This is a genomic window from Dermatophilaceae bacterium Soc4.6 (assembly GCA_039889245.1).
GTDB lineage: Bacteria > Actinomycetota > Actinomycetes > Actinomycetales > Dermatophilaceae > Lapillicoccus.
This window is the reverse complement of record JAZGVH010000002.1, coordinates 2049857-2074686: the sequence shown is the minus strand read 5'-3', so window position 1 is coordinate 2074686 and position 24830 is coordinate 2049857. Positions and strand designations below refer to the sequence as shown.

Below are 24830 nucleotides of genomic sequence, written 5' to 3'. Positions count from 1 at the left end.
CGACGTCGATCCGCACCAGACCTCAAGGAGACACACGATGAGCACGATCGCCTTCATCGGCCTCGGCATCATGGGCAGCCCGATGTCCGTCCACCTGCAGAACGCCGGCCACGACGTCGTCGGCTACAACCCCACCCCCGAGCGCGCCCAGCCCCTGCTCGACGCCGGAGGTCGGGCGGCCCGCTCGACGGCCGAGGCCGTGCGCGAGGCCGACGTGGTCGCCATCATGGTGCCGGACAGCCCCAACGTGCGAGAGGTCCTGCTCTCTGAGGGCGGTGTCCTCGCCAACGCCAGGCCGGGCACGCTGGTCATCGACTTCTCCAGCATCCGGCCGGACGTCACCGTCGAGCTGGCGAGAACGGCCAAGGACAAGGGTTTCCGTCTGCTCGACGCCCCCGTGTCCGGTGGCGAGGCCGGTGCCCGGAACGCGGCCCTGTCGATCATGGTCGGCGGAGACCCTGATGACTTCGCCGCTGCCCGGCCGGTGCTCGACGTCGTCGGCAAGACCGTGGTGCACGTCGGTGGCAACGGCGCAGGGCAGACGGTGAAGGCCGCCAACCAGCTCATCGTCGCGGCCAACATCCAGGCGCTGGCGGAGGCCGTCGCGTTCCTGACGGCCTACGGTGTCGACCTCGATGCCGCCCTCGACGTCCTCGGCGGTGGGCTGGCCGGATCGAAGGTCCTGGAGCAGAAGCGGGGCAACATGACCGCTCACGACTTCACCCCGGGCTTCCGGATCGCCCTTCACCACAAGGACCTGGGCATCGTCACATCGGCCGCCCGCGAGGCGGGCGTCGTGGTTCCCCTCGGCTCCCTCGTCGCCGAGCTGATGGCCTCCGCCCTGGCCAACGGCGACGGACAGCTCGACCACTCCGGCCTGCTGAGGGGCGTGGAGCGGCTGTCCGGCACGCTCGCCACCCCGTCTCACTAGCCCTCCTGCGTCACCCACACCAACCAGCAAGGAACACTGACATGGCACGAATGACTGCCGCCCAGGCGGCCGTGGAGATCCTCAAGAAGGAGGGCGTCACCAACGTCTTCGGCCTCCCCGGCGCCGCCATCAACCCGTTCTACAAGGCGATGAAGACCAACGGTGGGCTGCACCACACCCTCGCTCGACACGTGGAGGGCGCCTCCCACATGGCCGAGGGCTACACCCGGGCCAAGGCCGGCAACATCGGCGTCTGCGTCGGCACCAGCGGTCCCGCTGGCACCGACATGATCACCGGCCTCTACTCCGCCAGCGCCGACTCCATCCCGATCCTGTGCATCACCGGTCAGGCGCCCGTCGCCAAGCTGCACAAGGAGGACTTCCAGGCCGTCGACATCGCCTCCATCGCCAAGCCGCTGACCAAGATGGCGGTCACGGTGATGGAGCCGGGGCAGATCATCGGCACCTTCCAGCAGGCCTTCCACCTCATGCGCTCGGGCCGCCCCGGCCCTGTCCTGATCGACCTGCCCATCGACGTGCAGATGACCGAGATCGAGTTCGACGTCGACACCTACCAGCCGCTGCCGGTCTACAAGCCCGTGGCCAGCCGAGCCCAGATCGACAGGGCGCTCGACCTGCTGGCCGCCGCCGAGCGCCCGTTGATCGTCGCCGGAGGCGGCATCATCAACGCCGACGCGTCAGCGCTGCTGACCGAGCTCGCCGAGCTGACCGGTGTGCCCGTCGTCCCGACGCTGATGGGCTGGGGCACCATCCCCGACGACCACGACCTCAACGCCGGCATGGTGGGGCTGCAGACGAGCCACCGGTACGGCAACGCGACGATGCTCGCCTCCGACTTCGTGCTCGGCATCGGCAACCGCTGGGCCAACCGCCACACCGGCGACGTCGAGACCTACACCGCGGGCCGCACCTTCGTCCACGTCGACATCGAGCCGACCCAGATCGGCCGCGTGTTCGCCCCGGACTACGGGATCGTCTCCGACGCCAAGGCTGCGCTCGCCCTCTTCGTCGAGGCCGCTCGCGAGCGCGCCGCCGCGGGGACCCTTCCCGACCGCACGGCCTGGGCGCAGGAGTGCCGGGAGCGCAAGTCGTCGATGTGGCGCAAGACCAACTTCGAGGTCACCCCCATCAAGCCGCAGCGGGTCTACCAGGAGATGAACAGGGCCTTCGGCAAGGACGTCCGCTACGTCTCCACGATCGGTCTCTCCCAGATCCAGGCCGCGCAGCTGCTGCACGTCTACAAGGACCGGCACTGGATCAACGCGGGCCAGGCCGGACCGCTCGGCTGGACGGTGCCAGCTGCCATCGGCGTGGCGACGGCAGCCCCCGACGACGTCGTGGTGGCCATCTCCGGTGACTACGACTTCCAGTTCATGATGGAAGAGCTGGCCGTCGGCGCCCAGTTCAACGTGCCCTACATCCACGTCCTGGTCAACAACGCCTACCTCGGTCTGATCCGGCAGAGCCAGCGGGGCTTCGACATGGACTACTGCGTGCAGCTCGCCTTCGACAACATCAACTCCCCGGAGGTCAACGGCTATGGTGTCGACCATGTCAAGGTCGCCGAGGGACTGGGCTGCAAGGCGATTCGCGTCACCGACCCCGAAGAGGTCTTCGCCGCCCTCGAGCAGGCCAAGAAGCTGATGGCCGAGCACCGGGTCCCTGTCATCGTCGAGGTGATCCTCGAGCGGGTGACCAACGTGTCGATGGGGGTCTCCATCGCCGGGGTGACCGAGTTCGAGGAGCTCGCCGAGTCCGGCGACGACGCGCCCACCGCGCTGTTCGTCAACCTCGACTGAGTAGGGCGCCGACATGACCCGAGTCCTCCTAGCCCCTGACAAGTTCAAGGGCACCCTGACCGCCGCCCAGGTCGCGGAGCACGTGGCCAACGGCCTGGTCTCCGTCCTGCCCGGGATCGAGATCGTCGTCGTCCCCGTCGCCGACGGTGGCGACGGCACGCTGGACGCTGCGGTCGGCGCGGGGTTCACCCGAGTCGCCCTCGCCGCGACCGGGCCGACCGGTGAGCCGGTGCAGACGGCATACGCGATCCGGGGTGGGGAGGCGGTCGTCGAGCTGGCCGAGGTGAGTGGGCTCGGGCAGCTGCCGGGCCAGCGCCCGGCGGCTCTCACGGCCACGAGCCGCGGCACCGGCGAGCTGATCGCGGCCGCGCTGGACGCCGGTGCGAGGCGGGTCGTCGTCGGCATCGGGGGGAGCGCGTGCACCGACGGTGGCGCTGGGCTGCTCGAGGCCCTGGGCGCTCGGATCCTTACGGCCACAGGCGAACCGGTGGGCCCGGGTGGGTCAGGCCTGGCCGCTGCCGCGCGTCTCGACCTGTCCGCGATGCACCCCGGCCTCGACGGCGCGGAGATCGTCGTCGCGTGCGACGTGGACAACGTGCTGACCGGGCCCGGCGGTGCGGCTGCCGTCTACGGCCCCCAGAAGGGGGCCTCGGCGCAGGACGTCACCGCCCTCGACTCCGCGCTGGCCCACTTCGCCGACCTCGTGGCCGAGGCCACCGGCCAGGATCGTCGGGGCGAGCCGGGGGCCGGTGCCGCTGGTGGGGTCGGCTTCGGTCTGGTCGCCGTGGCCGGCGCGAGCATGCGGCCGGGTGCCGAGCTCGTCTTCGAGCTCATCGGCCTCGGCGACGCCATGGCCGACGTCGACCTCGTCGTCACGGGTGAGGGCTCGCTCGACGAGCAGACGCTCAACGGCAAGGCGCCCGCCGCGGTCGCCGACCTCGCGCGGCGTCTCGGGGTCCGCGTCGTCGCCGTCGCCGGACGGGTGCTGTTGAGCCACGAGCAGCTGGAGGAGGCGGGCATCTGCGCCAGCTACTCGCTGCTCGATGTGAGCCCGTCGGTGGACGACGCGATGCGTGATCCCGGAACGCCGCTCGAGACGATCGGGGCCCGCATCGCCGTCGACCTCCTGGGGGCGAGCGTGACGTCACCGCCCCGGCGAGGGACTGCAGGCCTGACTCCTGACCTGGTGTTCAGGGCGCGAAGGGCCGTCGTCGGGGGCCGCGAGACGAGCGCCACCGTGTCCGTCGCCGCTGGCCGGATCGTGGCCATCGATCCCTACGACGCCCCGCTCCCGGACCTGCCCGAGGGCCGTCTGGTCGACCTCGCCGACGACGAGGTCCTCCTCCCCGGCCTGGTCGACGCCCACGTGCACGTCAACGAGCCGGGCCGCACCTCGTGGGAGGGCTTCGCCTCGGCCACGAAGGCCGCTGCGGCGGGCGGGGTCACCACGATCATCGACATGCCGCTCAACAGCATCCCCCCGACCGTCTCCGTCGCGGCGCTGGAGGCGAAGCGGGCCGTCGCGGTCGACCAGATCTACGTCGACGTCGGGTTCTGGGGGGGTGCCGTCCCGGGCAACGTCCCCGACCTGCGCCCCCTGCACGACGCCGGTGTCTTCGGCTTCAAGTGCTTCCTGCTCCACTCCGGGGTCGACGAGTTCCCCCACCTGTCGACCGAGCAGCTGCACGAAGCCCTCACTGCAACAGCGGTCTTCGATGGTCTGGTGATCGTGCACGCGGAGGACGCCGGGGTGATCGACTCTGCGCCCGCACCGGGCGGGACGGCCTACGAGACCTTCCTGGAGTCGCGGCCACCGGCGGCCGAGGAGCGGGCCATCGCCACGGTCATCGACGCGACCCGCGCCACGGGTGCTCGCACCCACATCCTGCACCTGTCGGACGCCGATGCCCTCCCGCTCATCGCGGCCGCCCAGTCCGAGGGGCTGCGCATCTCGGTCGAGACCTGCCCGCACTACCTCACCCTCGAGGCCGAGCAGATCCCTGACGGCGCAACGCAGTTCAAGTGCTGCCCACCGATCCGCGAGCACGCCAACCGCGACCGCCTCTGGGCCGGGCTCGAGGACGGCACGATCCGCACCATCGTCTCGGACCACTCGCCGTGCACCGTGGAGCTCAAGGCGCTGGAGTCCGGCGACTTCGGGCTGGCCTGGGGTGGGATCGCCGGGCTCCAGCTCGGCCTGCCCGCCATCTGGACCGAGGCGAGGGGGCGCGGTCACGACCTCGTCGACGTCGTCCGGTGGATGGGCGAGGGCCCCGCCGACCAGGTCGGGCTCACCGATCGAGGCCGGATCGCCGTCGGCGCGACGGCAGACCTCGTCGTCTTCGCTCCCGACGAGACCTTCGTCGTGGCTCCCGAGCTGCTCCACCACAAGAACCCGGTCTCGGCGTATGCGGGCCGCACGCTCGCGGGGGCGGTCCGTCAGACCTGGCTCCACGGCGAGCGCCTCGACCTCGCTGCGGCGCCCACGGGATCGATGCTGACGAGGGGATCGTCAGGACCAGGAGCGGCCTGACGATGACGCTCGGGTCACTGCAAGCTGGCTGCGGCGAAGCCGACCAGGCCCGAGGTGGGTGAGGTGATGCGCAGCTCCACCCCGGAGGTGTCGTCGGCGCCGACTCCGGCCCAGACCGTGAGGTCCTGACGACCTGGAGCGAGAGCGAGGGAGACGGTGAAGCCGGCGGGGGCACCCGCAGCCTTCCCGCGGGCCTGCCACCGGCGTCCGTCCACGCGGCCGACCCCGGAGCCTCCCTGGGCCCCCTCGAAGTCGACGACGAAGGGCCCGGGCCCCAGAGCCGACACCTGAGCAGCTGCAGCCTCTCCCGCTCTCACGGCGTCGAGCATCCGGCCTCGGTCCACCGGCACACGGGGCCGGCGAGCGTCCAGGCCGTGGTGATGGGGCCGCCGAGCCCGACAGGGGCGCGACGCACTGCCGCACCCACACCCGTACGCGTCTACCGGCTGTCGTCGACCGCGCTCCGATGGAGACGGAGCCCGGCCCAGTGGAGATCGTCGATGGGCTGGGGGGCGGCGATGTGGAAGCCCTGGGCGGTGTCGCAGCGCAGTGCGTGGAGGTGGTGCAGCTCGTCGTCGGTTTCGACGCCTTCGGCGCTGACCGTGCAACCGGCGCCGTGTGCGGTGGCGATGACGCCGCCGGCGATCGCTCGGCCGCGGTCAGTGCCGAGCCGGGCGATGAGGGTGCGGTCGAGTTTGAGCTCGGTGAGCTGGCCGTCGTGCAGCCACTGAAGCGACAGGTTGCCGACGCCGACGTCGTCGAGGGCGACCCGGACGCCGAGAGCAGCCAGGTTCCTGAGGTTGGTCTGGGCGATGTGGTCGTCACGGGTCAGGGTGCTGCCGGTGATCTCGAGGACCAGTCGGTCGGTGGGGTACTGGGCGTGGGCGAGGGTCTGGCGGACCCAGGTGGTGAAGTCGGGGTGGGTGATCTGGATGGCGGAGATGTTGACGTGCAGGTCGAGCCCGCGCACGGCGAGGGCGACGGTGGCTTCGCAGGCCTGCAGGAGGACCCAGGCCCCGATGGGCAGGATGGAGCCGGTGTCCTCGGTGATGGGGATGAACTCGGTCGGTTCGACGATGCCGAACTGGGGGCTGGTCCAGCGCAGCAGAGCCTCGAGAGCGACGGTGCTGCCGGTGTTGAGGTCGATGATCGGCTGGTAGACGAGGTGCATCTCGCCCCGGGTCTGCGCGTCGCGCAGGGCCCGGGCAATCTGGACCCGTCGGCTGGCCTGGACGGTCTCGCCGACCTCGGAGAACACGCACCGGTCCTTGCCGGCCCGCTTGGCCTCGTACATGGCCTCGTCGGCCCTGCGCAGGGCCTGCCTGGCGTCATGTCGTTGCTGCGGACCAGGGCGATCCCGATGCTGGCGGTCACCGCGAGCGAGGTCAGGCCCGTCAGGGGCTGGGCGATGACCTCGAGAAGTCGGGCGCCGAGCCTGCCCGCCTCGTCCGCGTCGTGGACGCTTTCAGCGACGACGATGAACTCGTCCCCGCCGAACCGGCCCACGAAGTCGTGGCCGCGCAGGGCCAGGGACAGCCGCCGGGCCTGGGTGCGCAGCATCTCGTCGGCCACGTCATGGCCCAAGGTGTCGTTCATCGCCTTGAGGCCGTCCAGGTCGATGAACAGGACCGCGACCGCGGCTCCCGGACGTACCTGACGCAGTGAGAAGTCGAGACGCTCGAAGATGGCGACTCGGTTCGGCAGACCGGTCAGTCCGTCGTGACGGGCATCGTGGGTGAGCTGGTCCAGGTGGCGGGACCTCTCGATCGCTGTCCCCACGACCCGGGCCCAGTCCTCCAGCAGGGCAAGGTGCTGTGGGCTCGGTGAGCGCGGCGAGCGCCCGTAGAAGGCCAGAGTGCCCAGCACGTCACCCGAAGCGCCTTTCGCCGGCATCGACCAGCAGTGCGCCGCACCGATCATCTGGGAGACTGACCGAACCAGGCCGCCGGCCCACAGGTGCCGATGCTCGGGCCGATCGGGGCGCCCTCGACGGCATCCAGGTACTCCTGGGGGAACGACGGCCCCACCCCGGAATGCAGGGTGTTGGACTCCGGGTCCAGCTGCAGCACCGAGGGCATCAACGACGGGTCGTACCGCTCGATCGCCGCACAGGCGGCGGTCAGCACCTCGCGCAGCGGGAGGTCACGGGCGATCATGTCGTGCACCTCGTTGTGCGCGGCCACCGGCTGCTGAACCCTCGACACCTCGACCATGGCGACACGAGTCTGGATCCACGCCGACACGACGTCTGCGGCCTCCGCCAGAGCGGTCAAGTCGTCCGCCGACCACTGGTGACGATCCCGGTCACCCATCCCGACCAGGCCCACGACGTGGCCGTCGACAACCACCTCGTGCTGCGCCACCACACAGCGTCCGCCCGCAGCCGACGTGAGCACCCGCAGCCGCTCGACGAAAGACTCACCCTCACCCAGCGATCTCGACCGCTGGCCCCCGACGGTGGTGGGGGAGTCGGCGGCCTGCGCGGCGTCCACGGAGAAGATGCTCGTCACCAGCTGCTCGTCACCGTCGAGCAGACACAGCGCAGCCAACACCGCACCCGTATGACGGCAGAGCGCCGCGACCGACCGACCGAGGTCGAGGTCGAGGCCAGGACTCAGGAGCCCGACGTCCGCTGACAGAGCCGTCTCCACGATGGCGCGCGGCGACGCCACCGCCGTGGTTCCGCTCTTCCCGCTCGACAGGCTCACGTCCTCAACATCGACGTCCCGCCGCGCGACATGAGATGTCCACACGCGCAACCCCAACGGACGTCCGCGGCGGCATACTGGCCGTGGTGTCCTGCTGGGTCAGCGGACATCAAGCTCGTGGTGCATCCCGTTGGCGTAGTGGTTCTTCAGGTTGCACACGAGCTCATAGCGACCCGGCGCGAGGGTGACGGTCGTCCAGCCCGCCGCGCCCGCGGTGATGCCCTCGCCCGTCCCCGCGGCACAGGAGGCCGACGCCTCGCCCAGACTGCCGGCCTCAGTGACCTTGCCGTCGGCACCGGGCACCCGCTGCCCGGCGGTCGCCCCAGTCGTCAGCGGGAGGATGACGAGCTCGTGGGTACGCCACCCGAGGTTCTGCGCCACGAGGCTCACTGCCCCGGCGGGGACGGAGTCAGGTGTCGGGGCAAGCGTCATCCGCGCCCCCATGGGGGCGTCACCGCCCATCATCTGGGTCATGCCCATGTCGGCCAGCACGACGTGAACAGTGCTGCCGGGCATCGTCGCCGGCGCTGAGCAGGTCGACGTCGAGTAGTGGACGCCCTCGTCGGTGCCGCCCATCATCCCACCCGGCCCGTTCGTCCCCGCACCTGGCGACCCGGGGGAGGACTGTCCGGTGGACGCGCAACCGGCAAGCAGCAGGAGGGTGGTGGCCGCGGTCAGCGCAGCTACGGGTAACGGGTGGCCAGGGCGTCTCATCCGGCCAGCCAACCGGCTTCCGGGCCAGCGTGGCGGACCAAAGGTCCCGCGATGTCGGACGAGGTCAGTGCCGCGTGCCCTCGTGCCTGGCCTCGTCCTCGACGCCCGCGGAAGCGCATCCGACAGCCGGCACCCCAGCCCCTGGACCGCGAGGCGGAGCGGACGGCTGGTCTCAGCGGGGCCTCAGGAACTCGGTGCGAGGGTGGCCGTCGCGACGTCGGACGTCAGGTCCGGCGCGTCACACGGTTCCCTTTCCCCAGGGGAGCACCGGTGGCCAGAGCGGCATGCGGTCCCGGGCGGGATGCCCCTCTCGTCCGGGACCCGCACCGCATCCGCCCGCCGTCATGAGGGACGAAGGGTCCGGGAGCGCCGGCCACCTCAGCGCACTGAGAGCCGGTAGCCGGCGCCCCGAATGGTCTGGATCGTCTCGAGGCCGAACGGTACGTCGACCTTCTTGCGGAGGTAGCCCACGTAGACCTCGACGATGTTGACGTCGCCGGCGAAGTCCGGGTCCCACACGCCGTCGAGGATGTCTGCCTTGGAGATGACCTGGTCGGGTCGCTCCATGAGGTAGTGGAGCAGCGCGAACTCCCGTGTGGTGAGGGTCACCTCGTGCGGGCCGCGGTGCACGCGCCGGGTCGTGGGGTCCAGGTGGAGGTCGCCGACCGTCAGGGCGGAGACCCGGTCCTGGCCGCCGCGCCGGACGAGGGCCCGGAGCCTCGCGGCGAGGACGACGAAGCTGAAGGGCTTGGTGAGGTAGTCGTCGGCTCCGAGGTCGAAGGCGTTGGCCTGGTCGTACTCGTCGTCGAGGGCGGTCAGCATGAGCACCGGGGTGAGGACCTCACGGGCGCGCAGGCGCTCGACGACCTCGTAGCCGTTCATCCCCGGCAGCATGATGTCGAGCACGACGACGTCGTACCCGGTCTCGGTGGCCGCCCACACGGCCTCCTGGCCATCGTGGAGCACGTCGACGGAGAAGCCCTCGCGGGTCAGGCCCCTGCGGATCACCTCCGCCAGAGGCCGCTCGTCCTCGACCAGGAGGATCTTCACCGGGTCACCGTCATCGGGCCATTGTGCGCCCCAGCACCAGGGTCACCGCGAGGGAGATGCTGCCGTGACCGGCGAGGCCCCCGGCGACGACCAGAGCCGTCTGCCCGGCCAGAACCAGGCCGCCCTGAGGGGGACGGATCCACCGCCTCGCTTCTCAGGTCGCTCTCGGGCGGCTCGTGCCACGCTGGGGTGGTGAGGGCCCTCAGCGGACTGCCGCGTCGTGCGATCCACCGTCTGCGCTCGATTCGCAGTCAGGCGGCGGCCTCAGCCGCGGTGGTCGTCGGTCTCGGCCTGGCCCTCGGGGGGCTCGTCGTCGTGCTCGTCCTGCAGGGACTGATCGTCTCGTCCTTGGAGGACACGGTCCGGGGGCGGCTCGACGAGGACACCCGGCTCCTGACCCAGGGCGGCCTCACGCAGCTGATGAGCGTGGAGAGCTCGAGGGGCCGCTCGGCGCTGGAAGTCGTCGTCCTCGACGCTTCCGGTGCAACGGTGTACGGCTCGGACGTCGGCGGAGACCCGAGCGATTTGGGGGTGTCCACGCTGCTCGACCCCGGTGCCGTCCGTGCCCTCGACGGGGCTGTCCACATCCAGGGCCGGTCGATCGTCCCGCTGCCGGGCCGCCTGCGCCAGCCCCTCATCGCCGCACGGTCCGTCCAGGTCGGGGCCCAGTCCTCCGTGCTCGCGGTCGCGGCCCCCCAGGACGACCAGCAGGATGCGGTGACGACGGCCGCCCTGTTGCTAGCGCTGGTCGCGCCGTTCCTCGTCGCGCTGGCGGCCTGGACGGTCTGGTGGCGCGTGGGTCGGGCCCTGGGGTCGGTCGACGACCTGCGCGCCCGGGTCGACCGGATCGGAGCGTCGCAGCTGCACGAACGTGTTCCGGTGCCGGCGACCGGGGACGAGGTGGCGGATCTCGCCACGACGATGAACCGGATGCTCGAGCGGCTGCAGCGCTCGCAGAAGGCCCAGCGACAGTTCGTCGCCGACGCCAGCCACGAGCTGCGCTCGCCGATCGCCACGCTGCTCGGGGTCGTCGAGCTGCTCGGCCCCGACGAGGAATCGGGGTGGCAGGAGCTGCGCCCGGTCGTCGGCAGCGAGGCCCAGCGGCTGTCCTCCCTGGTGGACGACCTGCTGCTGCTCTCCCGCGCCGACGACGACGCCCTGGCGGTGGTGCGCGACGAGGTCGACCTCGACGACCTCGTCGCCGGCGAGGTCCGCCGACTCCGGGGCGTGGGCCGCCAGCAGGTGGAGGCCCGTCTGGATGCTGCGCGCGTCGCCGGCGACTCCGGGCGCCTCGGTCAGGTGGTGCGCAACCTGCTGGACAACGCCGCCCGATACGCCGAGTCGACGGTCTCGGTCACTCTGCAGGCTCACCAGGGTCGTGCCCTCCTGCTCGTCGACGACGACGGCCCTGGCATCTCTCCCGGCGACCGGGAGCGAGCCTTCGAGCGCTTCGTCCGGCTGGACCCCAGCCGGGACAGGGGCTCGGGCGGATCGGGACTGGGACTCGCCATCGTCCGGGAGATCGTGCGGGCCCACGACGGGACAGTCTCGGTCGAGACCTCACCGCGGGGCGGGGCGAGGTTCGTCGTCGACCTGCCGCTGCTGGTGTCGCAGTCGTCGCCCCCGGCTTTGCGCGACAGCTGAGACTGGCCCCGGGAAGCGTGCGGGCACCTACGTCGACGCAGGGTCCTCAGGACAGGCTCAGAATGGCCCAGCCACAGTGGGGTCGTCAGCAGGCCAGACGACCCCGGAGGCCACCATCACCCTCACCTTGCACCGCACCGCCACGCCGTGGACAGAGCCCGCGTCCCCGCTGCTCCCGGTGTGGCGGGACCGACGGGTGCGAGCGGTCAGCCTCGTCCTGGTCGTCTGGACCGTGATCTGGGCCGCGGCGGCCGTGTGGCACGGGATGTACTCCTGGCACTACTTCGTCACGGGGGCCCAGGTCCTGGGGTCGCCACAGGGGGTGCACGTCTTCGCCGCGCACCCCGAGCTCCAGATGGGCCCGCTGTCGCTGGTCGCCGCCTTCGGCATCGTCTCGTCGGGCGGTGGCGCCGCCACAGCGGTGGCCAGTGCCGTGATGCTGGTGGTCGGCGCGCTCGTGCTCGTCATGGCCCTGGCGCTGCGCCCGGTCGGGTCCGGGACGGAGCGCGCGACGCGGCTGCTGGTCGTGGGTGCCCTCCTGGCCCCGGCGTGGACGGTGCTGGCGGTGCACTACGGGCACCTGGACGACGCCTTGGCCCTGGCCGCCACGGTCGGCGCCATGCTGGCCATGACCCGCTCCCGCCCGGGGCTGGCCGTGGTGGTGCTGGCGTTGGCCGTGGGGTTCAAGCCTTGGGCCGCACCCGTCGCCGTCATCCTCTTGGCCGGGCCCCGCGCGGCCCGCCACCTCGTGCTCTTCGCCGTCCTGGTCGTGGCTCCGTGGGCGGTCTTCGTCCTCGGGGACCCGTCCACCCTGCACCTCGGCTCGTTCGCGATCGCGGTGGCTCCCGACTCGGCCCTGCGGGCCCTGGGAGTCTCCGCGGGCACCACACCGGGGTGGGACCGCCCCCTCCAGCTGCTGCTGTCCGTCTCGGTGGGAGCGTGGGTGGTGAGGCGGGGGCGCCTGTTTGCCGTCCCCTTCGTCGTCCTGGCCACCCGGATGCTCCTGGACCCCGGGACCTACCCGTACTACACGACGGGCCTGCTGGTGGCGGCCCTGGTGCTCGACCTGGGAGGGAGCGGTCACCGACTGGTGCCGCGCTACACCGTCGGCGTGGCCGCCTGGCTGGTTGCCGTCACCGTGCTGAACGCGGCGGGGCTCCCGGCCGCCGCCGGACACCTCCGCGCGGCCTACCTCATGACCGCTCTGGCGATGGTGATGGTGACGTCGCGCCGCGATGACGACCGGTCGACACCACGGCCGTCGACGTCCTCGTTGACTCCGGTCGGAAGGGGCTAGCCCCGGATGCGTGTCCTCGTCGTGGAGGACCACCCGCGGATGGCCGCGCTGCTCCAGCGTGGTCTGGTCGAGGAGGGGTACAGCGTCGACGTCGCTGTGGACGGCGTCGACGCCGTCTGGCAGGCCACGGAGTTCACCTACGACGCGGTGGTCCTCGACGTGATGTTGCCCGAGCTCGACGGCTTCGAGGTCTGCCGACGGCTCCGTGCAGACGGCTGCTGGGCGCCGGTGCTGATGCTGACGGCCCGCAAGGGGGTGGCCGACCGGGTGACCGGTCTGGACGTGGGCGCCGACGACTACATGGAGAAGCCGTTCAGCTTCGTCGAGCTCGCGGCTCGCCTGCGCGCCCTCATTCGGCGTGGTTCGCCCGTGCGCCCATCCGTACTGCAGGTCGGGGACCTGCGACTCGACCCCGCCACCCACCGGGCCTGGCGCGGGGAGACCGAGCTGACACTGACCGCAAAGGAGTTCGCTCTGCTGCGGCTGTTCCTCTCCCACCCCGGCGAGGTGCTCTCGCGGACGGCGATCCTCGAGCACGGCTGGGACCTCGCGTTCGACGGGGTCTCGAACGTCGTCGACCAGTACGTGGCCTACCTGCGGCGCAAGATCGACCGCCCCTTCCACCGGTCCGACCTCGAGACGGTGCGCGGTGCGGGCTACCGGCTGAGGGCAACCCGCACCGCGCCCACCCGAGCCGGGTGACCGGCCGTGCCGTTGCGGGTCCGCCTGTCCCTCCTCGTCGGCGCCGCCGCCGCGCTCCTGCTCACCGTGGGCGGGGTCGTCTTCCTGCACCAGCTGCGTGACGGCCTCGACAACGCGGTCGACACCGCGCTGCGGGCGCGCGCGGACGCGCTGTCCTCGCAGCTCGTGTCGTCCTCGGGGGCCGGTTTCCAGGATGCGGGGGCGGCGGGTCTGCTCCCGCCTCACGAGGCCCTCGCCCAGCTGCTCAGCCCCTCGGGTTCGGTCGTGGACTCCAGCGAGGGAGCCACCGGTGCGCCGCTCCTGACGCCGCGGCAGGTGGCCGCGGCCCAGCGCAACCCCGTGAGCGTCACCTCGACGGCAGCCGGTGACAGCGTGCGGTTGCTGGCGGTCGCCGTGCCTGGCGCCGGGGTGCCGGCTCAGGTCCTGGTGGTCGGCACCACACGCGACCTGAGCGAGGCGGCGCTGACGCAGGCCCGCACGCTGTTGCTCGTGGCGGGTCCGCTGGTCGTGCTGGCCTGTGCGCTGGGGGCGTGGCTGCTGGCCGGGGCCACCTTGCGGCCCGTGACCCGGATGCGCAGGCAGGCGGACGCGATCACCGCCGGAGACGTGGGTGCCCGGTTGACGGTGCCGGCCACCCGCGACGAGGTCGCTCTCCTGGGGGCGACGATGAACGCCCTGCTCCAGCGCCTCCAGACGGCCGTCGCCCAGCAACGGGACCTGGTCGCGGACGCCGGGCACGAGCTGCGTACCCCGTTGGCCCTGCTGCGAGCCGAGCTCGAGCTAGCGGTCCGACCTCATCGCAGCCGTCACGAGGTCGACTTCGCTGTGCGCGACGCCCTCGACGACATCGACCGCCTGACCCGTCTGACCGATGACCTGTTGCTTCTGGCGACGGCCGAGGACGCGCGCGCGCCCGCGCGGGAGAAGCCGGTGCGGCTGGACCTCCTCGTCCTCGAGGGGGTCGAGCAGGTCCGCCGTCGTCAGGGCCTCGCGGGAGGGTCGACGGCCAGCATCGAGGTCCAGGTAGACGCCCGAGACGACCGAGAGGACGACCGCGGAATGACCATCGTGGCCGACGGGGACGAGGTGCTCCGCATCGTCATCAACCTCGTCGAGAACGCGCTGCACCATGCGCATGGTGCGTCCCGGGTGTCCCTGCGGCTCTCGACGAGCGACGGGCCGCCGATGGCGGTTCTGGATGTGACGGACGAGGGTCCCGGCTTCCCCGAGGCGTTCCTACCGTATGCGTTCGAGCGGTTCCGCCGCGCCGACCCCTCCCGGTCTGTCGGGCAGGGCGGCGTCGGTATCGGTCTCTCGATCGTCGCCGCGCTGGTGCACCACCACGGGGGGACGGTCAGCGCCACCAACGGTGCGTCGGGTGGCGCCCACGTCCAGGTCCGGCTTCCCCGACCGCCCACCGAAACGGTGGACGCGTAGCAGGGTCAGTCACATTCGTCGTACACGCCTGTCACATCGACCACGGAGCAGAGTGAAGGAGTCCGATCAACCCAGCACCACGGCCAGGAGGCCCACCCATGAACCGTCGTACGAAGATCGCCGCCTCGGCGGCCAGCGCCACCCTCGCCATCACGGCCCTCGGAGGGGTGTGGCTCACCAGCTCGGCCAACGCCGCCACCCCGTCGAGCACCACCTCGGTCTCGACCGCAGCCACCTCGCCGGCGGCCGAGTCCACCTCGCCCGACACCGACACCCTGCAGCAGGGGGACCAGAGCACCCCCGACAAGGCCGGAGCCGCAGACACGGCCGACCCCGCGGGCTCCGCCAAGGGGGAGGTTCCGGAGGGCACCACCGAGACGCCGGAGAGCGCCGCGGCCAGCGACGGTCCCGGCGGACACGCGGACCCGGCTGGTGACGTCCAGCACGAGGGTGGTGCCAACGAGCAGTGACCGAAGGGTCACGAGGTCAGCTCGTGACGTCGTGACCTCGGACTGAGGGTCCGGATGCCACACCCCGCCCTATCAGCGGGGTGTGGCACTGTCCGTGCACCCGTTCCGTCCCCCGACCGGTCGAGGTTGCCGTGCCCGCGTGGGGTTCGGCGCTCAGCTGCGGGCGCCGGGAGTCCGGTCGGTCGGTGACGGCACCGGTTGCTGGGGTTCGGCGGGCGGGGACGCGGCAGCGGGCAGGGTGACGGGCTGGGTCACGGGCAGGAGGAGGGTGAAGCGGGTGGGATCCGCGCTGGCCAGCGTGAGCCGGCCGCCGCTGGCCTCGGCGATGGAGCGACCAAGGGCCAGGCCGATGCCGGAGCCGCTACTGCCCGAGGTTCCCCGCCGAAACATCTCCGCGGGGGGCATCGTCACCTCGCCCTCGTCCGTGACGTCGACCGCGACCACGGTCGTGAGGTCCCGGAAGCACACCTCGACCCCTCCTCTCCCGTGCCGGGTGGCGTTGTCCAGCAGGATCGTCAGGACCTCGGTGACGGGGAAGATGGGCACGGTGGTCGCGGGGTCGATGTCGGTGAGGCGGACGACGAAGGGTCGTCCCGCTGCGGCCAGCGACCCGTGCCAGCTGCGCTCGAGGTCGTCGACGACCTCGGTCACCATGCGTGTCTGGGGCACAGTGTGCGCTTCGGTCTGCGAGCGAGCCAGAGTCAGGATGTCTTCGATGGTCCGCTCGAGGGCGCGTACGTGGTCTGCCGCGTCCACCAGAGCTGGCCGAAGCACCGCGTCGGGGTTGGTCTCGGTGGACCGGAGGGCGTTCTGCAGTCCGAGGGTCAGGCCCGTCAGGGGGGTGCGCAGCTGATGAGAGACGTCGGCGGTGAAGCGCCGTTCTCGGCCGATGAGGTCCGAGAGCCGCCCGAGCATGTCGTTCTGCGTCTGAGCCAGGCGCACCAGCTCGGGCACCCCCGTCGGCGGCGTCCGGATCTGCAGGTCTCCCGCGCCGACACGGGTCGCTGCTGCTGCCAGCGCCTCCAACGGCGCACTGAGCAGGCGGGCCTGGCGTCGGGCGACGAGGACGGCGACCGTGAGGGCCAGCGCGGCGGTGAGGGCCAGCACGGTCCACGCCAGCAGGACCCACCCCCAGATGAGACGTTGGGGTGTCGCCACCCGCACGACCGCCACCACGTTCTCGGCGACGGTGACGGGCACGGCGACCACGAGCTCACCGTCGACCTCGCCGTCGGCCTGGCTCCCTGCAGCGGCCACTCGAGTCACGGCGTCGGCCACGGCAGGACCGGTGCCCGCCGCCGAGCGCAGGGTGAAGCCGATGTCGTAGATAGCGACCTTCTTGTCGCTCTCGACGGGAGGGAGCTCGATCGGGTCACCTGCGCGGAAGTCCGGCCCGATCTGGCGCGAGGCGAGCAACGCGGCCCGCTCCAGCTCCCCCCGCTCCTCCGTCACGATCATGGCCCGGGCCACGACCGCCAAGGGGAGGCCGAAGAGGACCAGAGCGACCGTGACGGCCATGACGGCGACGTGCAGGACTTGGCGACGCATCCCGTCATCATCGCTGCCCAACCACCGGTGCGAGGCCGCCGAACGAATTCCCCGGAAAGTTTTACCGTCCTCTAACCCACGTGGCCCTCTCCTCTAACCGCCCCCTTCCTAGCGTGGAGATCACTGATCTGACCCCAGCCGGTACCGAGGAAAGAAGACCCACGATGAACGTCACGAGGACTCTCCTTCTGGGAGCAGCGGGGACGGGGGTGGTCCTCCTCACCGCGTGCGGCAGCTCCACCCCGGTGTCGTCTCCGGTCCTGGTCTCCCCCCAGTCGGGCACGTCGAGCGCGGTGTCAGGCGGCCCGGGGACAGCGCAGCCGCCGTCGTCCTCGGCCCCGCACCAGCCGAGTCCCGCGGCGACCGAGAGCAACCCGCCCGGCGACATCCCCGACAACCAGGCCTACGTCCCGTTCACGCCCCCGGGCGGCGCGGTCAGCGTCAAGGTGCCAGAGGGCTGGGCCCGGTCCACCACCTCGACGGGCACCGTGTTCACCGACAAGCTCAACCGAATCGAGGTCCAGACCTCGACGGTGGCCACGGCTCCCACGGTGGCGTCGGTCATGGCGGTGGACGTGCCCCGGCTGCAGGGCAGCGTGCCCCAGTTCGCTGCGCCCAAGGTCGTCACCGTGTCCCGCACGGCGGGGACCGGGACGCTGCTGACGTACCAGCGTGACTCGGCGGTGGACCCCGTCACGGGCAAGGTCGTGCGCGACGCCGTGGAACGCTACTCGTTCTTCCGGTCGGGGACCCGGGTGGACCTCACGTTGTCGGGCCCCACGAACGCCGACAACGTCGACCCCTGGCGCATCGTCTCCAACTCCGTGACGTGGTCGTGACCAGCGTCGTGACCGACTCAGCGACCACGTCGCCTCGACCCGCCGACCCGATCGGGCCGGACAGCCACGGTCCCCAGGGCCGTACCCATCCGGCCGCGTTGACGGCCGACCACCTCTACCGGTTCTTCCGCACCGGGGACGAGGAGACCCTCGCCCTACGGGGAGTCTCCCTGACCGTCGCCGCTGGCGAGACGGTGGCGGTGGTGGGACCGTCGGGGTGCGGCAAGTCGACCCTCCTGGCGTGCCTGGCCGGGCTCGATGAGCCCGATGGAGGAACGGTCCGGGTGGGTGGCGAACGACTGAGCCATCGCCCCGAGGCTCAGCGGGCACGCCTACGGGCTCAGCGGATCGGCGTGCTGCTCCAGGCGCGAAACCTGCTGCCTCACCTCGACGTCCGAGCCAACATCCACCTCGCGCGCACGGCAGGACGTCCCCCGGCCACGGGCCGGACGGCTGGGCGCGACGGTGGACGGATCGAGGTCGACGAGCTGCTTGACCGGGTCGGGCTCGCTCGCCGTGGCCGCGCACACGCGTCCGAGCTGTCCGGCGGAGAGCTGGCCCGAGCCGGCCTCGCGGTGGCACTGGCCAACGACCCGGACATCGTCCTGGCCGACGAACCCACGGGCGAGCTCGACGGGCACACGGAGGAGCAGGTCCTCGACCTCCTGCGGGAGCGAGCTGGCCAAGGCGCGGCACTGCTCGTGGTCACCCACAGCCCGCGCGTGGTGGCCATCGCCGACCGCGTCATCACCCTTCACGACGGGAGCGTCACCTCATGACCGCGAGCACCCACCCCACCCCCCACCCGATGTCCCACCCCATGTCCCACCCCATGTCCCAGCGCGGCCCCGTCGTCGAGTGCGTCGACGTGGCCCGCACCTTCGGTCACGGCGAACGGGCGGTGGTCGCCGTCCACGGCAGCACCTGTGAGGTGCACCCCGGGTCCCGCACCGCCATCGTCGGACCCTCCGGCTCCGGCAAGTCCACGCTGCTGCACATGCTCTCCGGACTGGAGCGTCCCACCACCGGGACGGTCACCTGGCCAGGACTGTCGGCGGACCCCGAGACTCGCGGACACCAGATCGGGGTGGTGTTCCAGAGCCCCAGCCTCGTCCCCGCCTTGACCGTGGTCGAGAACGCCGCTCTCCCCCTGGTCCTGGCGGGGGTCTCCGAGGCGGAGACCGAGGAGCGCGTCCGGCACGCCCTGCAGCTGGTGGACGTCGCCCAGCTCGCCGACCAGCTCCCCGAGGAGCTGTCGGGCGGGCAGGCGCAACGAGTGGCTGTCGCCCGGGTGCTGGCCCAACGGCCGGTCCTCATCCTGGCCGACGAGCCCACCGGACAGCTCGACCGGGCCAGCGGGCAGCACCTCGTCGACGTCCTGCTCGCCAGCGCGAACGAGATCGGAGCGGCCCTCGTGGTCTCCACGCACGACATCGAGGTGGCCGACCGTCTGTCCCAGCGGTGGACCATGCACGAGGGACGCCTGACCGTCGAGGACACCGCGTCCCCGGCACCCGGAGCGGACCCGGACCGCGTCCGCGCCACGACCACTGAGGGGGTGCGCGCATGACCGGCACCTGGGTGGCGGGGCTGCTGCGTCGCCGCGGGGGACGTCTGCTGTCCGTGTCCTTCGGCATCGCCGTGGCGGTCGCCCTCATCGCCTCCCTGGGGACCTTCCTGACCACCTCGCAGGCCACCATGACCGCGCGCGCACTGAGCTCGGTCGCCGTCGACTGGCAGGTCGAGGTCCAGACCGGCGCCGACCCGGCGGCCGTGCGACGCTCCGTCGCGGCCTCCAGCGGCGTGCGCGTCGCGCTCCCGGTGAGCATCGCTCGCAGCACGGGTCTGCAGGCCACCGCCGGAGGGACCACCCAGACCACGGGCGCGGCCGTGGTCCTCGGACTGCCCGACGGTTACCGGTCCCAGTTCCCGGGTGAGATCCGGCAGCTCAGCGGCACCGCGACGGGGGTCCTGCTGGCCCAGCAGACCGCCTCGAACCTCCACATCCGCCCCGGCGACCCCATCAGCATCGGGTTGGGGACGTCGAAGCCGGTCACGGTCACGGTCGCCGGGGTGGTTGACCTGCCGCAGGCCGACTCCCTCTTCCAGAAGGTCGGAGCGCCCGCCGGGGCCCAGCCGTCGGCCCCACCGGACAACGTCGTGCTCCTGCCCGCGGCCGTCTTCGCCGACCGCATCGGCACCTCAGGGACCCCGGTGACCACGCAGATCCATGTCGCGCGCGCTGCGCCGTTGCCGACCGACCCGGCGACCGCCTACACCGAGGTCGTCGGTGCCGCCCACAACCTGGAGGCGACGCTCGCCGGCGCCGGAGTGGTCGGCAACAACGTCGGCGCCGCCCTCGACGGTGCCCGCAAGGACGCGGCCTACGCGCAGATGCTGTTCCTCTTCCTCGGACTGCCGGGAGCCCTGCTGGCCGCGATGCTGACCGCCGCCCTGGTCGGCGCCGGCGCCCAGCGTCGGCGCGACGAGCAGGCGTTGCTGCGCACCCGCGGACTGCCGCCAGGTTCCATCGCGAGGCTCGCTGCCGCCGAGGCGGCGGTAGTCGCCCTCGGTGGGGGGGTCCTGGGGTTGGCGGGTGGGCTCGTCGCCTCCCGTTGGGCTTTCGGCGCCACCTCCGGCGGTGTCGGCCTGTCGCTGGTCTGGTCGATCGTCGCCGTGCTGACGGGCGCGCTCATCGCCGGTCTGACGGTGCTGGCCCCGGCGGCGCGTGACCTGCGCGTGCTGACCGTGAACGGCGCCCGGCACGGCGTGGGCCGGGCCCGTTCGCCCTGGTGGATGCGCTACGGCCTGGACTTCGTGGTCCTGGCCTCCGCGCTCGTGGTCTTCTGGGTCTCCAGCAGCGACAACTACACGCTGGTCCTCGCCCCCGAGGGAGTGGCCACGATCTCGGTCTCGTACTGGGCCTTCCTCGGGCCGGCACTGCTGTGGCTGGGCGGGGCGATGCTCCTCTGGCGACTGGCCACCCTGTTCCTGACCCACGGGCGGCGCCCCCTGGCCCGGCTGGTCGCACCCCTGACCGGGCGTCTGGCCAAGCCCGCCGCAGCGACCATGTCACGCCAGCGTCGTCCCCTCGCTCGTTCGGTGGTGCTGCTGGCCCTCGCGATCTCCTTCGCTGCCTCCACCGCGACCTTCAACGCGACGTACCAGCAGCAGGCGGAGGCCGACGCGCAGCTGACGAACGGCGCTGACGTGGCGGTGACCCCGGCTCCAGGCTCACCCCTGTCCGCATCGGCCGCGGCGACCATCAGCAGCACCCCTGGTGTCACCGGGGTGGAGCCTGTGCAGCATCGGTTCGCCTACGTCGGCGCCGACCTGCAGGACCTCTACGGGGTGCACCCAGCCAGCATCACGTCGGTGACGTCCCTGCAGGACGCCTACTTCCAGGGCGGGACCGCCAAGCAGCTGATGGCCGTGCTGGCCGCGAAGCCGGACTCGATCCTGGTCAGCGACGAGACGGTCAAGGACTTCCAGCTGGGGCTCGGTGACCTGCTCAACCTGCGGCTGGAGGACCGCACCACCCATCAGCTGAAGACGATCCCGTTCCACTACGCCGGCATCGTCAAGGAGTTCCCTACCGCCCCCAAGGACAGCTTCTTCGTCGCCAACGCCGACTACGTGGCCACGGCCACCGGATCAGCCACCGTCGGCACCTATCTCGTCGACACGTCGGGGACCCAACAGGCCCAGGTGGCATCGGCTCTACGCGCGAGCCTCGGCACCGGCGCCGCCATCACCGACGTCACCCAGACCCGCGCCGCGGTCGGCTCGAGCCTCACCTCGGTCAACCTCGCGGGCCTGACCCGGCTCGAGCTGGCCTTCGCCGTCCTGCTCGCTGCCGGAGCCGGCGGGCTGGTGCTGGCCCTGGGCCTCGCGGAGCGCCGACGCACCATGGCGATCATCGCGGTCCTCGGGGCCAGGAAACGGCAGCTGCAGGGGCTCGTCATGGCCGAGGCGTCCGTCGTGGCCGTCGGCGGCCTCCTCGGTGGCGCCCTGATCTCCTGGGGCCTGACCCTGATGCTGGTCAAGGTGCTCACCGGGGTCTTCGACCCACCGCCTGCGAGCATCGCGCTTCCTGTCACCTATCTCCTGGTGACCGTCGTCACCGTCGTGCTCGCCCTCGGCGTGGGCGCCGGATGGGGTGCTCGCACCTCGACCCGACCGGCGGTCGAGGAGCTGCGTGACCTCTGAGGAGATCCCTGCCAGGGGGACGGGAGCCGGGCCGCCCGGCAAGGGCGGCAGGGAGCCCGGCCCTAGGCTGCTGGGTATGGCGTCGGCGGGTCCCTCAGCGATGTCAGACCCGTCGGGGGTCGCGGTCCTGGTGGTAGAGGACGACGACACCATCGGTCGACACGTGGTGCAGGCCCTGGAGAACCAGCGTTACCACGCCACCTGGTGTCGCACCGGAAGACGGGCGCTGGACCACCTACGGTCCGCTCCCTGCGAGGTGATGCTCCTGGACCTCGGGCTACCCGACCTCGACGGAGTCGACGTCGCGCGTCGCGCCAGGGCCGAGCACCCTGGCCTGCTGATCATCGTCCTGACCGCGCGAACGGAGGAGATCGACGTCATCTCCGGGCTCGAAGCGGGCGCCGACGACTACCTGACCAAGCCGTTCACGATCACCGTGCTGCTGGCCCGCCTGCGGGCGCACCTGCGCCGGCAGGTCACGACGACGGGCAGCCAGGACACCGCCCTCGCGCTCGGCGACCTGGTGATCGAGCCCGCCTCGCGGCGGTGCTACGTCCGGGACAGCGAGGTGTCACTGCGCCCGAAGGAGTACGACCTGCTCGCCGCTCTCGCGGCGCAGCCGGACACCGCTCTCAGCCGCGCCGACCTGATGGCCCGTGTCTGGGACGAGAACTGGCACGGGTCGACGAAGACGCTCGACGTCACCGTCGCCAACCTGCGCACTTCGCTGACCGCCGCCGCCGAGGGCGGGTCGCTCGGCATGCCGACCATCACCACCTTGCGGGGGTTCGGCTACCGACTCGACAGCCCCCCGCGCCACGGTGACGAAACCTGAGAGCCTCCTCAACGGCGATCTTCTACGGTCTTACTCGTGATGACGACCTACGCCGCCGTGATGGCGCCCTCCCTCGGACCGAGCTGGTTGGACCCTAACTACCTCTTCACGACGTACGGAGCCGCGTTCTTCGCGCTCGCGCTCGTGTTCGTCTTCATCGAGTGCGGACTGCTGTTCCCGTTCCTGCCCGGTGACTCCCTGCTGTTCGCGATCGGCCTCTTCATCGCCTCGGGGAAGCCGAACCTGCCGTCCCTCGGAGTCGCCCTTCTCGCGCTCATGGCCGCGGCCTTCCTCGGCAACGTCACCGGATACGAGCTCGGCCGCGTCGTCGGGGCACCGCTCTACGAGCGCAACGGGCGGCTGGTCAGACGTCAGTACCTCGACCAGTCGCGCGACTTCTTCGACAAGCACGGCAGCAGGGCCCTGGTCATCGGCCGCTTCGTGCCGCTCGTGCGCACCTTCATCACGCTCGTCGCTGGCGCCAGCCGGATGCGTCGCCGGCACTTCTTGGTGTGGAGCGGTGTGGGTGCGGTCCTCTGGGTGCTCGTCGTCACGCTGCTCGGCTACTTCCTCGGCTCCGCGTTCCCCGCGATCGGCAAGAACCTCGACGTCGCCATCGTCGTCATCGTCGTCCTGTCGCTGGTGCCGGTCGCCATCGAGTGGTGGCGCCACCGCAGGGCAATCGACGACGCCATCTGATGACCCCGGTGAGCCGATCGGCCCAAAGATTCTGGCCATCGACCTGAGGGGTCACCTCAGGGAGGGCTAAGTGTCGCCGCGTTGACTCGGATCATGTCCTCGACCGCGCAGTCCACCCAACGACCTTCAGCCGCATCGGGCTTCCTCAACAAGGTGCCCACGATCACGGCCACGTTCTGGCTCATCAAGATCCTCTCCACCACGATCGGGGAGACCTTCGCCGACTACCTGTCGGTGCAGGTGGGCCTCGGGCCGGCCGTCACCGACGGGGTGATGATGTCGGTCCTCGCCGTCACCCTGGTGGCGCAGCTGCGGACCCGGCGCTTCGTTCCCTGGCTCTACTGGTCGACCGTCGTGCTCGTGAGCATCGTCGGGACCCAGATCACCGACTTCTTCACCGACATCCTGGGCGTGCCGCTGGTCGCGAGCACCGGGGTCTTCGCGGGGATCCTCGCCGTGGTGTTCACCGTGTGGTGGCGCCAGGAGCGGACGCTGGCCATCACCGCCATCGACTCCCCGGCCCGGGAGCGCTTCTACTGGGGCGCCATCCTGACGACCTTCGCGCTCGGCACCGCCGGGGGCGACTTCGCCACCGAAGCCCTGTCACTCGGCTTCCGCAACGGGGTGCTCATCTTCGGGGCCCTGATCCTGGCCGTGTGGGCCGCCCGCCGGTTCGGGATCCTCTCGTCGGTCCCCGCGTTCTGGATCGCCTACGTCCTGACCCGTCCGCTCGGCGCGTCGCTCGGCGACCTCCTGACCCAGGACCACTCGTACGGTGGGGTCGGCCTCGGCGCCAGCGTCACCAGCCTGATCTTCCTCGCCGTCATCGTCGCGCTCGTGACCCGCGAGCAGGTCAACGTCTCGCGCCACGGCGTCCTCGTCAAGGGGCAGGTCTCCGCCGTCAGCCCGCGCCACGACTACGCCTGGGCCGCCTCGGGCGCGGCGGTGCTCGTGGCAGCAGCGGCCATCCTCGCCCCGACCATGGCGACCTCTGCGCCGGCGGCGTCGACCCGCCCGGCTGGTGCGGCCAACGCCCCCGCGATCGAGACCGACGCGACGTCGCCGCTGGGTGACCTCCGGCCGCTGGCCGTGATCGTGGACGACGTGGCCGCACAGGTGAAAAAGGGAGACCTGGCGGGCGGCACCACCCGGGTCAAGGACCTCGAGGTCGCCTGGGACAGCTCGGAGGCGGCGATGAAGCCGGCCTCCCCGAGCGACTGGCACACCATGGACTCGGCCATCGACGGCGTCCTCACGAGCCTGCGCGCGACGCCCCCCTCGGCCGCAGCGTGCACGAGCGCCCTCACCACCATGCAGACCGTCCTCGCCGCGATCGAGCACAAGAGCTGACCAGCCGCCTCGCGGTCTCGTCAGGTCTGCCCTCCGGGGGCCCG

Annotated in this window: 21 protein-coding genes and 2 pseudogenes; 17 read left to right on the top strand and 6 right to left on the bottom strand. The window is 71.5% G+C overall.

Features of this window, described 5'->3' with window-relative positions:
* Window positions 1-25 precede the first annotated feature (25 nt).
* From V3N99_09540 to allB, 4 genes and pseudogenes are all read left to right on the top strand, one after another.
* Window positions 26-931: pseudogene (locus V3N99_09540) on the top strand (2-hydroxy-3-oxopropionate reductase).
* 41 nt (window positions 932-972) lie between these two features.
* A complete protein-coding gene (gene gcl / locus V3N99_09535) occupies window positions 973-2751 on the top strand; it encodes a glyoxylate carboligase (protein MEO3936985.1) in 1779 nt (592 codons plus the stop codon).
* 13 nt (window positions 2752-2764) lie between these two features.
* Window positions 2765-3856: pseudogene (locus V3N99_09530) on the top strand (glycerate kinase).
* 33 nt (window positions 3857-3889) lie between these two features.
* Entirely contained in the window at window positions 3890-5284 is a 1395-nt protein-coding gene (allB, locus tag V3N99_09525) for an allantoinase AllB (GenBank protein ID MEO3936984.1), read from the top strand.
* Window positions 5285-5298: 14 nt separating this feature from the next.
* Here allB and V3N99_09520 read toward each other — a convergent pair whose 3' ends face one another.
* The gene (locus V3N99_09520) at window positions 5299-5601 is read right to left on the bottom strand and encodes a hypothetical protein (GenBank protein MEO3936983.1); all 303 of its coding nucleotides are present in this window, start codon (window positions 5599-5601) and stop codon (window positions 5299-5301) included.
* A 122-nt stretch (window positions 5602-5723) separates the two neighbouring features.
* Complete coding sequence (locus V3N99_09515; GenBank protein ID MEO3936982.1) at window positions 5724-6578, bottom strand: EAL domain-containing protein; 855 nt, start codon at window positions 6576-6578, stop codon at window positions 5724-5726.
* A gap of 161 nt (window positions 6579-6739) precedes the next feature.
* Here V3N99_09515 and V3N99_09510 point away from each other — a divergent pair, with 161 nt between their 5' ends.
* Window positions 6740-6949 (top strand): hypothetical protein, encoded by a 210-nt coding sequence (locus V3N99_09510; GenBank protein ID MEO3936981.1) that lies wholly within the window; start codon window positions 6740-6742, stop codon window positions 6947-6949.
* 251 nt (window positions 6950-7200) lie between these two features.
* Here the strand turns inward: V3N99_09510 and V3N99_09505 are convergent, their stop codons facing one another.
* The 3 genes from V3N99_09505 to V3N99_09495 form a co-directional block, all read right to left on the bottom strand.
* On the bottom strand, window positions 7201-7992 hold the full coding sequence (locus V3N99_09505; protein ID MEO3936980.1) for a hypothetical protein: 792 nt from the start codon (window positions 7990-7992) through the stop codon (window positions 7201-7203).
* Between the two features lie 99 nt (window positions 7993-8091).
* The gene (locus tag V3N99_09500; GenBank protein ID MEO3936979.1) at window positions 8092-8571 is read right to left on the bottom strand and encodes a hypothetical protein; all 480 of its coding nucleotides are present in this window, start codon (window positions 8569-8571) and stop codon (window positions 8092-8094) included.
* A 513-nt stretch (window positions 8572-9084) separates the two neighbouring features.
* Window positions 9085-9756, bottom strand: a complete 672-nt coding sequence (locus V3N99_09495; GenBank protein ID MEO3936978.1) for a response regulator transcription factor — start codon at window positions 9754-9756, stop codon at window positions 9085-9087.
* A gap of 192 nt (window positions 9757-9948) precedes the next feature.
* Between V3N99_09495 and V3N99_09490 the strand changes: the two genes are divergently transcribed.
* The 5 genes from V3N99_09490 (at window position 9949) to V3N99_09470 (ending at window position 15306) form a co-directional block, all read left to right on the top strand.
* Entirely contained in the window at window positions 9949-11400 is a 1452-nt protein-coding gene (locus V3N99_09490) for a HAMP domain-containing sensor histidine kinase (protein MEO3936977.1), read from the top strand.
* Between the two features lie 76 nt (window positions 11401-11476).
* A complete protein-coding gene (locus V3N99_09485) occupies window positions 11477-12697 on the top strand; it encodes a hypothetical protein (GenBank protein ID MEO3936976.1) in 1221 nt (406 codons plus the stop codon).
* 6 nt (window positions 12698-12703) lie between these two features.
* A complete protein-coding gene (locus V3N99_09480; GenBank protein ID MEO3936975.1) occupies window positions 12704-13399 on the top strand; it encodes a response regulator transcription factor in 696 nt (231 codons plus the stop codon).
* 6 nt (window positions 13400-13405) lie between these two features.
* A complete protein-coding gene (locus V3N99_09475) occupies window positions 13406-14836 on the top strand; it encodes an ATP-binding protein (GenBank protein ID MEO3936974.1) in 1431 nt (476 codons plus the stop codon).
* A 98-nt stretch (window positions 14837-14934) separates the two neighbouring features.
* Entirely contained in the window at window positions 14935-15306 is a 372-nt protein-coding gene (locus tag V3N99_09470; protein ID MEO3936973.1) for a hypothetical protein, read from the top strand.
* 153 nt (window positions 15307-15459) lie between these two features.
* On the opposite strand, the gene V3N99_09465 is transcribed toward V3N99_09470, so the two are convergent.
* Window positions 15460-16854, bottom strand: a complete 1395-nt coding sequence (locus tag V3N99_09465; GenBank protein MEO3936972.1) for a HAMP domain-containing sensor histidine kinase — start codon at window positions 16852-16854, stop codon at window positions 15460-15462.
* Between the two features lie 164 nt (window positions 16855-17018).
* On the opposite strand from V3N99_09465, the gene V3N99_09460 reads away from it, so the two are divergent.
* The 7 genes from V3N99_09460 (at window position 17019) to V3N99_09430 (ending at window position 24786) form a co-directional block, all read left to right on the top strand.
* On the top strand, window positions 17019-17693 hold the full coding sequence (locus V3N99_09460; protein MEO3936971.1) for a hypothetical protein: 675 nt from the start codon (window positions 17019-17021) through the stop codon (window positions 17691-17693).
* Window positions 17694-17701: 8 nt separating this feature from the next.
* The gene (locus V3N99_09455; GenBank protein MEO3936970.1) at window positions 17702-18472 is read left to right on the top strand and encodes an ABC transporter ATP-binding protein; all 771 of its coding nucleotides are present in this window, start codon (window positions 17702-17704) and stop codon (window positions 18470-18472) included.
* Window positions 18469-19263: an ABC transporter ATP-binding protein gene (locus tag V3N99_09450; GenBank protein ID MEO3936969.1), complete on the top strand. Its 795-nt coding sequence runs from the start codon at window positions 18469-18471 to the stop codon at window positions 19261-19263. Before V3N99_09455 ends, V3N99_09450 begins: the two co-directional genes overlap by 4 nt.
* Window positions 19260-21902 carry an FtsX-like permease family protein gene (locus tag V3N99_09445; GenBank protein ID MEO3936968.1) on the top strand — a complete coding sequence of 881 codons (2643 nt, stop codon included), beginning with the start codon at window positions 19260-19262 and terminating at the stop codon, window positions 21900-21902. Before V3N99_09450 ends, V3N99_09445 begins: the two co-directional genes overlap by 4 nt.
* Window positions 21903-22065: 163 nt before the next feature.
* Window positions 22066-22737: a response regulator transcription factor gene (locus tag V3N99_09440; protein MEO3936967.1), complete on the top strand. Its 672-nt coding sequence runs from the start codon at window positions 22066-22068 to the stop codon at window positions 22735-22737.
* A gap of 39 nt (window positions 22738-22776) precedes the next feature.
* Entirely contained in the window at window positions 22777-23436 is a 660-nt protein-coding gene (locus tag V3N99_09435) for a VTT domain-containing protein (protein ID MEO3936966.1), read from the top strand.
* Window positions 23437-23529: 93 nt separating this feature from the next.
* Window positions 23530-24786, top strand: coding sequence for a hypothetical protein (locus V3N99_09430; protein MEO3936965.1), 1257 nt, complete (start codon window positions 23530-23532; stop codon window positions 24784-24786).
* Window positions 24787-24830 lie beyond the last annotated feature (44 nt).

What these genes read in the sequence shown, in the direction of transcription:
- gcl (MEO3936985.1), top strand. Translation starts at nt 973, where the DNA reads ATGGCACGAATGACTGCCGCCCAGGCGGCCGTGGAGATCCTCAAGAAG.
- V3N99_09515 (MEO3936982.1), bottom strand. Translation starts at nt 6,578, where the DNA reads ATGTACGAGGCCAAGCGGGCCGGCAAGGACCGGTGCGTGTTCTCCGAG.
- V3N99_09500 (MEO3936979.1), bottom strand. Translation starts at nt 8,571, where the DNA reads ATGATGGGCGGCACCGACGAGGGCGTCCACTACTCGACGTCGACCTGC.
- V3N99_09480 (MEO3936975.1), top strand. Translation starts at nt 12,704, where the DNA reads ATGCGTGTCCTCGTCGTGGAGGACCACCCGCGGATGGCCGCGCTGCTC.
- V3N99_09470 (MEO3936973.1), top strand. Translation starts at nt 14,935, where the DNA reads ATGAACCGTCGTACGAAGATCGCCGCCTCGGCGGCCAGCGCCACCCTC.
- V3N99_09465 (MEO3936972.1), bottom strand. Translation starts at nt 16,854, where the DNA reads ATGCGTCGCCAAGTCCTGCACGTCGCCGTCATGGCCGTCACGGTCGCT.
- V3N99_09460 (MEO3936971.1), top strand. Translation starts at nt 17,019, where the DNA reads ATGAACGTCACGAGGACTCTCCTTCTGGGAGCAGCGGGGACGGGGGTG.
- V3N99_09450 (MEO3936969.1), top strand. Translation starts at nt 18,469, where the DNA reads ATGACCGCGAGCACCCACCCCACCCCCCACCCGATGTCCCACCCCATG.
- V3N99_09445 (MEO3936968.1), top strand. Translation starts at nt 19,260, where the DNA reads ATGACCGGCACCTGGGTGGCGGGGCTGCTGCGTCGCCGCGGGGGACGT.
- V3N99_09435 (MEO3936966.1), top strand. Translation starts at nt 22,777, where the DNA reads ATGACGACCTACGCCGCCGTGATGGCGCCCTCCCTCGGACCGAGCTGG.
- V3N99_09430 (MEO3936965.1), top strand. Translation starts at nt 23,530, where the DNA reads ATGTCCTCGACCGCGCAGTCCACCCAACGACCTTCAGCCGCATCGGGC.